Annotated in this window: 12 protein-coding genes; 11 read left to right on the top strand and 1 reads right to left on the bottom strand. The window is 68.9% G+C overall.

The window, feature by feature from the left end; genetic code table 11:
• Nucleotides 1–79 precede the first annotated feature (79 nt).
• The 10 genes from RVX_RS15640 to RVX_RS15685 all read left to right on the top strand — a co-directional run bounded on the left by RVX_RS15640 (nt 80) and on the right by RVX_RS15685 (nt 8,712).
• On the top strand, nt 80–1,057 hold the full coding sequence (locus RVX_RS15640; protein ID WP_043609059.1) for a sulfite exporter TauE/SafE family protein: 978 nt from the start codon (nt 80–82) through the stop codon (nt 1,055–1,057).
• Nucleotides 1,058–1,081: 24 nt separating this feature from the next.
• Nucleotides 1,082–1,501, top strand: coding sequence for a DUF1634 domain-containing protein (locus RVX_RS15645; RefSeq protein WP_420192374.1), 420 nt, complete (start codon nt 1,082–1,084; stop codon nt 1,499–1,501).
• Nucleotides 1,502–1,696: 195 nt separating this feature from the next.
• Nucleotides 1,697–3,292 (top strand): sigma-54 interaction domain-containing protein, encoded by a 1,596-nt coding sequence (locus RVX_RS15650; RefSeq protein ID WP_420192375.1) that lies wholly within the window; start codon nt 1,697–1,699, stop codon nt 3,290–3,292.
• A 1-nt stretch (nt 3,293) separates the two neighbouring features.
• Nucleotides 3,294–3,641 (top strand): NifB/NifX family molybdenum-iron cluster-binding protein, encoded by a 348-nt coding sequence (locus RVX_RS15655; protein WP_420192376.1) that lies wholly within the window; start codon nt 3,294–3,296, stop codon nt 3,639–3,641.
• Nucleotides 3,638–5,368 (top strand): sensor histidine kinase, encoded by a 1,731-nt coding sequence (locus RVX_RS15660; protein WP_420192377.1) that lies wholly within the window; start codon nt 3,638–3,640, stop codon nt 5,366–5,368. Before RVX_RS15655 ends, RVX_RS15660 begins: the two co-directional genes overlap by 4 nt.
• Nucleotide 5,369: 1 nt before the next feature.
• Nucleotides 5,370–5,759 carry a response regulator gene (locus RVX_RS15665; RefSeq protein ID WP_420192378.1) on the top strand — a complete coding sequence of 130 codons (390 nt, stop codon included), beginning with the start codon at nt 5,370–5,372 and terminating at the stop codon, nt 5,757–5,759.
• A gap of 49 nt (nt 5,760–5,808) precedes the next feature.
• Nucleotides 5,809–6,543 (top strand): sensor histidine kinase, encoded by a 735-nt coding sequence (locus RVX_RS15670; protein ID WP_420192379.1) that lies wholly within the window; start codon nt 5,809–5,811, stop codon nt 6,541–6,543.
• Between the two features lie 124 nt (nt 6,544–6,667).
• Nucleotides 6,668–6,958: a hypothetical protein gene (locus RVX_RS15675; RefSeq protein WP_420192380.1), complete on the top strand. Its 291-nt coding sequence runs from the start codon at nt 6,668–6,670 to the stop codon at nt 6,956–6,958.
• Nucleotides 6,959–7,051: 93 nt separating this feature from the next.
• Entirely contained in the window at nt 7,052–7,507 is a 456-nt protein-coding gene (locus RVX_RS15680; protein WP_007524674.1) for a response regulator, read from the top strand.
• Between the two features lie 29 nt (nt 7,508–7,536).
• Nucleotides 7,537–8,712: a sensor histidine kinase gene (locus tag RVX_RS15685; RefSeq protein WP_420192381.1), complete on the top strand. Its 1,176-nt coding sequence runs from the start codon at nt 7,537–7,539 to the stop codon at nt 8,710–8,712.
• A gap of 105 nt (nt 8,713–8,817) precedes the next feature.
• On the opposite strand, the gene RVX_RS15690 is transcribed toward RVX_RS15685, so the two are convergent.
• Nucleotides 8,818–9,540 (bottom strand): DUF3313 domain-containing protein, encoded by a 723-nt coding sequence (locus tag RVX_RS15690; RefSeq protein WP_420192382.1) that lies wholly within the window; start codon nt 9,538–9,540, stop codon nt 8,818–8,820.
• A 370-nt stretch (nt 9,541–9,910) separates the two neighbouring features.
• Here RVX_RS15690 and RVX_RS15695 point away from each other — a divergent pair, with 370 nt between their 5' ends.
• On the top strand, nt 9,911–11,575 hold the full coding sequence (locus RVX_RS15695) for a patatin-like phospholipase family protein (RefSeq protein ID WP_420192383.1): 1,665 nt from the start codon (nt 9,911–9,913) through the stop codon (nt 11,573–11,575).
• Nucleotides 11,576–11,652 lie beyond the last annotated feature (77 nt).

The following is an 11,652-nucleotide window of genomic DNA, read 5'->3' on the forward strand; positions in this document are numbered from 1 at the left end:
ACCACCCTGCATTGCGCGCCGCGATGGCGAGTTTTTGTTTCATCAATGTTTCAATGTTTCAAAAGGGGACATTACCGACATGAACACCGCTACCAAAGTCAGGTTCTGGGGCCCGGCGGTCCTCGCGGTCCTGCTCGTGCTGTGCTGGGCCCTTCCCGTCCTGGCGTCGGGGGGCGACGCCGCCTCCGCGGCCGCCGCAGCCATGCCCGCAGACGGCCACCCGTGGTGGTTCTGGCCCACCGCGCTGCTGTTCTTCTGTTTCATTCTCGGCATCATCGCCGTGCTCGCGGGCGTGGGCGGCGGCGTGCTGTTCGTGCCGCTGGTCAGCGGGTTCTTTCCGTTCCACCTCGACTTCGTGCGCGGCGCGGGCCTGCTGGTGGCCCTGGCGGGCGCGCTGGCGGCCGGCCCTGGTCTTCTGAAGCGCAACCTGGCCAGCCTGCGCCTGGCCCTGCCCGTGGCGCTCATCGCCTCGGCCTGCTCCATCGTGGGCGCCATGGTCGGCCTGGCCCTGCCCACCAACGTGGTGCAGATCTGCCTTGGCGGCACCATCCTGTTCATCGCCGTGCTGCTGCTGGTGTCCAAGAACACCGTGCGCCCCGAAGTGAAGAAGCAGGACGCCATCAGCGTTGCCCTCGGCATGGACGGCGTGTTCATCGAACCCTCCACCGGCGAAGTCATTGACTGGAAGACCCACCGCACCCTCCCGGGCCTGCTGCTGTTCATCGTCATCGGCCTCATGGCGGGCATGTTCGGCCTTGGCGCCGGGTGGGCCAACGTGCCGGTGCTCAACCTGCTCATGGGCGTGCCGCTGAAGGTGGCCGTGGGCACCTCCAAGTTCCTGCTGTCCATCACCGACACCTCGGCCGCGTGGGTGTACCTGAACCAGGGCTGCGTCATCCCGCTGATGGCCATCCCCTCCATCATCGGCCTGATGCTGGGCTCGTTCGTGGGCGTGCGCCTGCTGGCCGTGGCCAAGCCCAAGTTCATCCGCTACATGGTCATCGGCGTGCTGCTGTTCTCTGGCGGCAAGGCGCTGCTGAAGGGCCTGGGCATCTAGCCCGGCGCACAGGAGGAAACAGACATGTCCAATCAGTCCGTCAAGGCGTCTCCGGAACAGGTGACCTACGCCAACCTGCTCTACTACGGCTGCTGGGGTTCGCTGGCCATCATGGTCGTCACCTACCTCATCTACGTGCTGGGCATCCTGCCCCCGCACATCCCTCTGGACGTCATCACCCAGTTGTGGGGCCAGCGCGTGGGCGTATACCTCTCGCAGGGCAACGTGCCCACCGGCTGGGGCTGGGCCGTGCTGCTCGGCCAGGGCGACTTCCTGAACTTCATCGGCATCGTGCTGCTCGCGGGCATGACCATCATCTGCTACCTCACGCTGATCCCGGCCTTTCTCAAGAAGAAGGACCCGCTGATGGCCACCATCGCGGTGCTTGAGGTCATCGTGCTTACCGTGGCCGCGTCGGGCATCTTCGGCGCTGGCGGCCACTAGCATTCCGATCTGAAACGCGGTCGGCACATCCGCTTGCAAAAATGTGCCGCCCGTGGAACTGCCATGGGCAACGGTCCGGGACGCGACGCGGCGTCCCGGACCGGAGAAACGGAACGCCGGTTCGGCGGGATGTTCCGCATCCCGGCGCATCCCTTGGGCAACCGGCACAACGCGCAACAACGGAACAGGTATTTCGTGTCCATACAGCAGACAGGCCCAGCAGCCCCGCACACCACCCGGCCCCGTACCGGCGCTGGCGCACGCCACGGCGCGTCGCCGCTGCCGCACGTGGCGGGGCTTTCCCCCCTGCCGGTGGACCTGTCCGCCATGCTGGACGCCCTGCCCGTGGGCGTGGCCCTGCTGGACACCGACTGCACCATCCGCCTGATGAACCGCGCGCTGGAAACCCTTACCGGGTTCACCACGGCAGAAGTGCGCGGCATCCCCTGCCGCCACGCCCTGCGCGCCAGCATCTGCCTGCACCGCTGCCCGCTGCGCCGCCCGCTGACCACCGCATCCGGGGTCACCGTGGCCACGGCATCCGGCGCGCACTACGACCTGGCCGACGACGGCGAACGGTCACCGACGCCGCAGGCCCAGGAAGGCGACATCCTCAACCGCCACCGCCGCCGCATCCCGGTGCGCATGAGCATGGCCCCCCTGCGCGACGCCGACGGCCGCGTGGTGGGCTGGCTGCACGCCGTGGAAGACCTGACCCTGGTGCGCGAGCTGGAGGAAAAGACCGCCAAGGGCGAGGCCTTCGGTCCGCTGGTGGGACGCAGCGTGGCCATGGAACGGGTGTTCCAGGCCCTGCCCGCCGTGGCCCAGAACGACACCCCCCTGCTGGTCACCGGCGAGACGGGCACCGGCAAGGACACCCTGGCCGAGGCCGTGCACAAGGCGTCGTCGCGCGCCCGCGAACCGTTCGTGAAGGCCAGCCTGTCGTCCCTGCCCGAATTTCTGGCCGAGTCGGAACTGTTCGGCCACCGCAAGGGGGCCTTCCCCGGCGCGGACGAGAACAAGCCCGGCCGGTTCCGCATGGCCCAGGGCGGCACGCTGTACCTCACCGAGATCGGCGACCTGCCCCTGTCCATCCAGGGCCGCCTGCTGGCCTTCCTGGACGAGGGGGTCATCTACCCCGTGGGTGCCACGGAACCGGCATCCTGCGACGTGCGCCTGGTGGTGGCCACCAACCGCGACCCGGAACAACTGGTGGCCGAAGGCCGCCTGCGCGAAGACCTTTTCCGCCGCCTGTCCGCCGTGCGCCTGCACCTGCCCCCCCTGCGCGAGCGGGGCGAGGACATCGAATTTCTGCTCAACCACTTCATGGGCCACTTCGCCGCGCGGCTGAAAAAGACCGTGCGCGGCTGCTCGGGCAAGGCCCTGCGCACCCTGCTGGAGTACCCCTTCCCCGGCAACGTGCGCGAGTTGCGCAACATCGCCGAATACGCCGTCACCCTGTGCCACGGTGAAACGGTGATGCCCGCGCACCTGCCCGCCTATCTCTTCCAGGCCAAGGCAGAGGCCCGCCGCGCCGAGCGCGAGCGCAGGGCCGGGCGCGCCCTGTCACCCCTGTCGCCTCTCGCCGACAACGAGCAATCCGCCGCGCAGCAGGGCATGCCCGGCGATGCGGCCGAACCCCTGGCCCGGGCCAGCGTCAGCGACCTGGAGCGCCGCCTTATCGCGGACGCCCTGCACCGCACCGGCAACCGCCGGGGCGAGGCGGCCGAACTGCTGGGCTGGGGCCGTTCCACCCTGTGGCGCAAGATGAAACAGTACGGGATGTGCTGATATGCCCGCCACCCTGCTCATACCCCTGTACCGCGACGAGATCGCGCCCCGCTTCGACCTGGCGGGAGAAGCCCTGCTGGTGCACCTGGACGCCGACGGCGCGGAGCTTTCCCGTTCCAGCGTGCTGCTGGCCCACGCCTCGTCCGAAGAGCTGTGCCGCATCGCGCTGGAAGAAAAGGTACGCGCGGTGATCTGCAACGGCATCGACGACGAATTCTGGCAGTACCTGCGCTGGAAGCGCATCGAGGTCATCGACAACGTCATGGGTCCGGCGGACGAGGCCATCGCCCGGTTCCGGGCCGACGTGCTGCGCCCCGGCGACATCCTGTTCCACAGGAGCGAGCTGTGAGCCGCTTCGAGCACTTCCGCAGCCTGTTCCGGACCATGCTGGACGTGCCGGAAGAAATCGCGCCGGAACGCTACCGCGCCCTGCGCCGCAAGATCACCCTGCTGCTGACCACGGCCGCCGTGGTGCCGCTGGTCATCCTGTCGGCCATCAACTACCACCAGTACCGCGCCACCCTGACACGCGAAATCGTCACCCCCGTGCGCGGGCTGGTGAACAAGACCCGCCATTCCTTCGAGCTGTTCCTGGCGGAGCGCGCCTCCACGGTCAGCCTCATCTCGCAGGTGTACAGCCCGGCCGAGCTTTCCGACGAACGCAACCTGAACCGCATCTTCCGCGCGGTGAAGGGCGAATTTCCCGGCTTCATCGATCTTGGCCTCATCGACGAGAAGGGCGTGCACGCCAGCTACGTGGGCCCGTACAACCTCAAGGGCAAGGACTACTCCACGGCGGACTGGTACCAGCAGACCCGGGTCAAGGGCGTGTACGTCAGCGACGTGTTCATGGGCTTCCGGCGCTTTCCGCACATCGTCATCGCCGTGCAGCGCATGACCGACGACGGCCACTCGTGGGTGCTGCGCGCCACCATCGACACCGGGCAGTTCGACCGGCTCATCGCCTCCATGGGGCTGGAGCCGGAAAGCGACGCCTTCATCGTGAACACCGCCGGGGTGCTCCAGACCCCTTCGCGCTTCTACGGCAAGGTGCTGGACGAACTGCCCATGCCCATGCCGCCCATGACCTATGAAACGGCCACCCTGGAAACCACCGACCCGGCCGGGCGCGACGTGTTCATCACCTACACCTACTTCCAGCACGCCGATTTCGTGCTGATGGCGGTGAAGCCCCGCGCCGAGATTTTCAAGCCCTGGACCACGCTGCGCAGCGACCTGATCCTGCTTTTCGTCACCAGCGTGGCGCTGATCCTGTCCGTGGCCTTCGGCCTCACCGACCTCCTGGTGCGGCGCATGCGCGCCAGCGACGAACGGCGCATCGCGGCCTTCGTGCAGATGGAGCACACCCAGAAGCTGTCCTCCATCGGGCGGCTGGCCGCCGGGGTTGCCCACGAGATCAACAACCCGCTGGCCATCATCAACGAGAAGGCTGGCCTGGCCTCAGACCTCATGGAACTGGCCAGGGACTTTCCGGAGCGCGACCGCTTCCGCGCTCTGGTGGACGCCATCCTGCGCTCGGTGGAGCGCTGCCGTTCCATCACCCACCGGCTGCTGGGCTTTTCGCGCCGCATGGACGTGAACATAGAGCAGTTGGACGTCAACGACGTGCTCAAGGAAACCATGAGCTTCCTGGAACAGGAGGCCCTGCACCGGTCCATCACCACCTCGGCCAGCCTCGACCAGGCCATGCCGCGCATCGCCTCGGACCGGGGCCAGTTGCAGCAGGTATTCCTGAACATCCTGAACAACGCCTTCGCCGCCGTGCCGGACGGTGGTTCCGTGACGCTGGCCACCTGGCTGCGCGACCCGGACACGGTGGGCGTCTCCATCAAGGACAACGGCAAGGGCATGTCCGACGAGGTGCTTCGCCACATCTTCGAACCGTTCTTCACCACCAAGAAGACTTCGGGCACCGGCCTTGGCATGTTCATAACCTACGGCATCATCAGGCGCCTTGGCGGCGACATCGCGGTGCAGAGCAAGGAGGGCGCGGGCACCACCGTGACCGTGTTCCTGCCCGTGAAAGCCGCGCCAACGGCCACCCTGGGGAGCTAGCATGCAGGAACTGAAGGTTCTGCTCGTGGACGACGAGGAAGAGTTCGTCACAACCCTGGCCGAGCGGCTTTCGCTGCGCGGCATGGTCACGCGCATCGCCACCGACGGCGAGCAGGCCCTGCGCGCCGTGGAGGCGGACCCGCCCCACGTGGTGGTGCTGGACCTGATGATGCCCGGCATCAAGGGCACCGAGGCCCTGCGCCGCATCAAGGCCGGGCACCCCACCGTGCAGGTCATCCTGCTCACCGGGCACGGCAGCGCGCGCGACGGCATCGAAGGCATGAAGCTGGGCGCGTTCGACTACCTGATGAAGCCGCTGCGGCTGGAAGACCTGCTGGAAAAGCTGCACGAGGCGGGCAGGCTGGCCCACGCCGCCCAGGGCAACAGTTAGCCCCTGCACGAGCGCATCCCGGCACAACGCACCGCACAGGAAACACGGCATGGCACACGACGACACCCCCCGCATGGACGCCCCGGCCCACATGGACGGAAGCGACGCGGCCCACGAATGCGTGGGCTGCCTTGCCGCCTCGGCCACCCACGAACTGCAGAACGCCCTGGCGGTGATCCGCGAATCGGCCGGGCTGATGCAGGATCTCGTGTCCCTGTGCGGCGAAGGGCTGCCCCACCGCGACCGGCTGTGCACCATGCTTTCGCTGATCCAGGAACAGGTGGCGCGCGGGGGCGACCTTGCGTGGAACCTGAACCGGCTGGCCCACGCCTGGGAAGAGGACGGCGAATCCGCCCGCGAGCTTTCCACAGTGCTTGAGGAATTCGTGGCCCTGGCCCGGCGCGGCTGCGCCATGCGCGGGGTGCAACTTTCGCAAGGGGATGGCCCGGCCGTGCGCGTGAGCGCACCCGGCCTTGCCCTGCGCGCCAGACTGCTGCGGGCCGTGCGCTGCTGCCTGGGCGAGGGGCTGGCGGATGGCGCCGCGCCGCAGGGCAGGCCCGCCACCGGCGGCATGCTGGTGCTGCGCACGGCCATGCGTGACGGCACGCCGGGCGTGGAACTGGATTTCACCCCGCCCGGGGCGCTGTCCGGCTCCGGAACGACGGAGCTTTCCACGTCCAGCGCCGACATAGCGCGTTGCATGCGGGCGTGCGGGGCGGATGTGCGGCAGACGGAAGGGGCGCAACTGCGCTTCTTTCTGCCCTGCCCCAACTGCACCGCATGATGCAGACGATATTTTCCGCTTTCGCGTTGCAACGGTTTCAGCTACGATATAGCCAACTGCTCTCCTGAAACATTTGTCTCACGCTGCGGCAACATCCTGCCGCCACGGCACAACGGAGGAACGTATGGCAACACTTCGTGAAACGCTGGAACGCTGCTTCGCAGCCGTGGCCTTCGCCGATGCGGCGGAACACGGCGAGGCCATGCGCATGGCGGGCGTCACCGCCACCCCCGCATGCGCCGGGCGGCTTGAAGATGTCTTCGCGGCCGTGGCCTTCGCCGAGGCCGACTGCCACGACGCGGCCCTGGAAATGATGGGATGCGCGCGCCCCGCGCGCCGGGTCATTCACAACAGTTTCCTGGACAACGTGGGCCTTGGCGACGTGGCCGTGTGCTACGGCGTGGCGCCCATTTAGCGCATGAACAGTTAAGATGCACCGCGCGGCGGCTTCGCCACCGCCGCGCGGGTTTGCGGACCGAGTTTCACCCGAACCCGAAGGAGAGCAGTCATGAAGGGTATCAAGGTATTGCTGGTGGACGACGAGGAAAATTTCGTCCGCACGCTGGCCGAGCGCATGTCCATGCGCGACGCCGGGGCCACCGTTGCCCTGAACGGTGAAGAAGCCCTGCAGATGGTGTCCTCCGGCGAAGTGCCCGACGTCATGGTCCTCGACCTGCGCATGCCCGGCATCGACGGCATGGAAGTGCTGCGCCGCGTCAAGAAGGCCTACCCGCAGGTACAGGTCATCGTGCTGACCGGCCACGGCACCGAAAAGGACGAGGAAGAAGCCCGCCGCCTGGGGGCCTTCGAATACCACAAGAAGCCCGTGGACATCGACATCCTGGTGCGCGACATCCGCCGCGCCTTCCGCGAGAGGGTCGAGGACGCCATGGTGGCCGCCACCTTCGCGCAGGCGGGCGACTTCGACAACGCCCGCAAGATCCTTGACGAAGACAAGGAGTAGCGGCGCGGGCTTGCCCGCCCGCGGGTGGCATGATGCGCGCCCTGCTCGTTGACGACGAGACGGCATTCGCCGAGCTGCTGGCCGAACGGCTGCGCGCGCGGGGCATTGCCGTGCGCACGGCCTACGACGCCGAATCCGCGCTCGCGCTTCTGGACGCGGGCGAGGAGTTCGACGTGGCCGTGCTGGACGTGTGCCTGCCCGGGGCCAGCGGCATCGACCTTCTGCGCCGCATGAAGGCGCGCCTGCCGCTGGTCGAGGCGCTGATGCTCACCGGCTCGTCCGACGTGCGCAGCGCGGTCGAGGGCATGCGGCACGGGGCCTTCAACTACCTGCTGAAACCCGCCGACATCGACGATCTGGTGCGCGAGCTGCGCGCCGCCCACGAGCGCAAGCTGCGCCAGGAAGAAAACGCCCGCATGATCGAGGCGGGCAAGCTGGCCTCCATCGGGCGGCTGGCCGAGGGCGTGGCGCACGAGATCAACAACCCCGTGAACATCATGACCAACGCTGCGGGCTGGATCGAGGACCTGCTGGACGAGCCGGACCTTGCATCCAGCCCGCACGCGGCGGAAATGCGCCGCTCGGTGATCCGGATCAAGGCCCAGAGCCGCCGCGTGCGCGAGATAACCCGCAAGCTGCTGTTCTTCGGCAAGGGGTTGGACCCGCGCCCCGGCCCGGTGCGCGCGGCCGATCTGCTGGGCGAGGCCCTGCGCCTGCTGAGCGACCGGGCCGCCGACCTTGGCGTGACGGTGCGGCTGGACGCGCCGCCGGACCTGCCCCTGCTGGTGGCCCCGCCCGTGGAACTGCGCCAGGTGTTCGTGCACGTGGCGGAAAACGCGCTGGACGCGGTGGAATACGCCCAGCCCCCGGCGACGCAGCGCGAGCTTGCCGTCACCGTGCGGGTGGATCTGCCCCCGCCCGGCGACGCAGCCGCCCCCGTTCCCGGCGGCGAACTGTGCATCGCCTTCCACGACACCGGGCACGGCATCGCCCCAGAGGTGCTGCCCCACGTGTTCGAGCCCTTCTTCTCCACCCGGCCGGTGGGGCGCGGCATGGGCCTTGGCCTGTCCGTGGCCGTGGGCGTTGTCACCGCCCTTGGCGGGTTCATCGACGTGGACAGCCGCCCCGGCGACACCACGGTCACCCTGCGCCTGCCCCTGCCGGAAACCCCTGCCGAAGCGGCCCCGCCCACCTGCCAGGGGTAGGCTGGCACGCCGACCCACCACGCCTCCGCAGTGCCCCCCCGAAAAGAACCAGCCACGAGGCAATGCCGCGTGACTGGTGACGTTTCCGCTCGCAATCGAAGGGGGCTACTTTCCGTGCAGGCGGTTCCAACCGCGCACCAACGTTGCCGCGCTGGCCTCCACGCCGCTGCGCGCGGCGTCCCACCGGCCAAAGGCCCGCAAGGGATCAAGCCCGGTGACGGAACACCGCTCCACGAAGCTCAGCAGCCGCGACCCGGTCTCGGAATCGGTCAGTTCGCCGCCCAGGGTGATGTTGCCCATCAGCGCCGCCTTGCCCGCGTCGTCCAGCCGGGTCAGGTCGATGCGTCCGAATGGCGTGTCGTAGGTCCCGTTGCTGGGGGCCACCTCGGTGGGCTGCATGCCGAAGATCATCAGCCGCAGCCGGGCCACGCCGGGGCCGGGCTGGTCGGTCACCTCCCACCCGCCGCGCCGCAGCCCATCCACGAAGATGTCGCGGGTCATGAAGACCATGTTGGCCTTCTCGTCCAGGGACGCGCCCCGGAAGGTTTCGGGATGCTCCTCGCGCAGCACCACATGCTCCATCTGGAATTTCGTGTACCGCCGCAGCAGTTCCGGCTCACGCGCGTAGAGCATGCCCCCGGTGGTGGGGTGTTCCAGCAGGAGCGGCGCGCTTTCCGCCGCTGGCGCGGCCGCCTTGGCATCCCCCTGCGCGGGGGGCTGCCTGCACGCGCACCCCGCCAGCAACAACGCAAGCAACAGAACCAGCAACAGCAGCGCCGGGCGGGGCCGGGCCACGCTACGGACGGAACGCGGGGGCAATGCGGGCATGGAAACCTCCTGGTGGTGTCGCGAAACGGGGTGGCACGGCCAAAGGGGCAATCCCGGACGAGGCCCGGAACCATACGACAACATAGCACCTTTCCGGCGCGTGCGGCAACCGGGCTAGTTTCCCTTTGCGACCATGCCGCGCCGCGCACAATTTCCTTCCCACGGGGGGCGGCATGTGCGAACATCCCTGCATCTCCTTCCACACCCCCTCCGCGCCGCCACCGCCCTCTCCCCCCCCCCGCCGCGCCGCCACCTTCCGCCACGCCATCTCCCTCCGTCGCCGTTCGCAGCAGGTGACGGGCCATGCCCGCCGCACCGCATCGGGGCGGTCAACCGGCCGTCCGCAACCTCCGATCCACCGGGGGCACCCATGGCAGAGCCGTTCCACATCGCGCTCACGTCGGCCGGGGCCGTATCCGGCGGCCCCTATTCCGCCGGGGTCATCGACTTCATCATCGAGGCGCTGGACGCCTGGTACGCGGCCAAGGCGCGCGGCGACCCCGTGCCCGACCACGACGTGCGCATCGACGCCGTGTCCGGCACCTCGGCCGGGGCCGTGGCCGCCGGGCTGTTTCCGGCGGCGGTGATCCGGGGCAGGCGCACCGCGGGCGGGCACACCCCGTCCCTGCTGCGACAGGTGTGGGTGGACAGCCTGGACCTGCGGCACGACGACGGCACCTCGCGCGGTTTCCTGGGCCTGTCGGACATGCAGGACCCCGGCGACGCCATTCCCTCGCTGCTCAATTCCCACCGGCTGGACGCCATCGCGGACGAGGCCTTCGGCTCCCCGTGGGACCCGCGCTTCTCGCCGCCCCCATGGCTGTCCGAGACGCTGCGCGTCATCCTGTGCGTCACCAACCTGCCCGGCGTGCCCTACCGCATCGCCATGCAGGGGTCCGGCCCGGAATCCGGGCACGACATGTTCCAGCATGGCGACCACGGCACGTTCCAGTTCTCGCTTGCCCCACCGGACAAGCCGGGCGTTACCCACGTGGACCCGCACGGCCCCACCGGGTGGAACACCCTGGTCACGTGGGCGCTGGCCAGTTCCGCCTTTCCCGTGGGGCTTGCGCCGCGCTTCCTGTACACCTCGCGCGAGGTCTACGAAGCGCGCATGTGGCCCGGCCTCGACCAGGACGGACGCTGTACGCCGGTGCGCGCCCCCACCCAGCTGCCCACCGGCGACACGCTGCGCTTTCCGGCGGTGGACGGGGGCATGGCCAACAACGAACCCTTCGAGCTGGCCCGGCGCGCACTGGCGGACGACATCTGCACGCGCCTGCCGCGCACGGGCGAAGCGGCCCATTCCGCCGTGGTGCTGGTGGATCCCTTTCCCTCGCCCTTCGATGCGCAGGTCTATCAACGGCAGTGCCAGCTGCGCCCCGACGTGACGGAGGTGGTGGCCCCCCTGCTGTCCGCCATGAAGCAGCAATGCCGCTTCAAGCCCGAGGAACTGGCCCTTGCCGCCGACTCGGCCATCTATTCCCGGTATCTCGTGGCCCCAACCGGCAGCAACGCGCGCGGAACCGTCTACGGCGACGACGCCCTTGCCGGGGCGGGGCTGGGGGCCTTCGCCGGTTTCCTGTCGCTGGCCTTTCGCGAGCACGACTACCAGCTTGGCCGACGCAACGCACAGCAGTTCCTGCGCATGCACTTCACCCTGCCCCTCGCCAACAGCCGGTTCGAGCCCAGCCGGTCGCTCTATGCGGCCAAGGGCGCGCTGGGCGGCCACCTGGTGGCCCGGACCACCGGCGGGGCCAGGGACCATGTGCCCATCATCCCGCTGATGCCCTCCGTGAGCGCCGAGATTCCCCTGCCCGCCTGGCCCAGGCTGCCCGCCGACGAGCTTGCCGCCATCGGCAGGGCCATGCAGCCGCGCCTGAACACCATGGTGGCCCGCCTGGGCCGCAAGACCTGCTGGCCCGCGCGGCTGTTCATGGCCGCCGCGTGGCCCTTTTTGCGCGGCATGGCGCGCCGCAAGATAGTGGAATACATGGACCGCGACTTGCGGGCACGCGGGCTGGTGACCCCATAGGAGAAGGCGGCCCGCCTGCCCCGCGCGCGGCGGCAGGGCGTTGCGCGCCCCGAAAACGGCGGAGGCGGACCGGGTGC

This window comes from Nitratidesulfovibrio sp. HK-II, assembly GCF_003402415.2.
In the GTDB taxonomy this organism is placed as follows: domain Bacteria; phylum Desulfobacterota; class Desulfovibrionia; order Desulfovibrionales; family Desulfovibrionaceae; genus Cupidesulfovibrio.

Coding starts and splice junctions, on each gene's coding strand:
- RVX_RS15675 (WP_420192380.1), top strand. CDS start 6,668: ATGGCAACACTTCGTGAAACGCTGGAACGCTGCTTCGCAGCCGTGGCC.
- RVX_RS15665 (WP_420192378.1), top strand. CDS start 5,370: ATGCAGGAACTGAAGGTTCTGCTCGTGGACGACGAGGAAGAGTTCGTC.
- RVX_RS15695 (WP_420192383.1), top strand. CDS start 9,911: ATGGCAGAGCCGTTCCACATCGCGCTCACGTCGGCCGGGGCCGTATCC.
- RVX_RS15670 (WP_420192379.1), top strand. CDS start 5,809: ATGGCACACGACGACACCCCCCGCATGGACGCCCCGGCCCACATGGAC.
- RVX_RS15655 (WP_420192376.1), top strand. CDS start 3,294: ATGCCCGCCACCCTGCTCATACCCCTGTACCGCGACGAGATCGCGCCC.
- RVX_RS15640 (WP_043609059.1), top strand. CDS start 80: ATGAACACCGCTACCAAAGTCAGGTTCTGGGGCCCGGCGGTCCTCGCG.
- RVX_RS15645 (WP_420192374.1), top strand. CDS start 1,082: ATGTCCAATCAGTCCGTCAAGGCGTCTCCGGAACAGGTGACCTACGCC.
- RVX_RS15690 (WP_420192382.1), bottom strand. CDS start 9,540: ATGCCCGCATTGCCCCCGCGTTCCGTCCGTAGCGTGGCCCGGCCCCGC.
- RVX_RS15685 (WP_420192381.1), top strand. CDS start 7,537: ATGATGCGCGCCCTGCTCGTTGACGACGAGACGGCATTCGCCGAGCTG.
- RVX_RS15680 (WP_007524674.1), top strand. CDS start 7,052: ATGAAGGGTATCAAGGTATTGCTGGTGGACGACGAGGAAAATTTCGTC.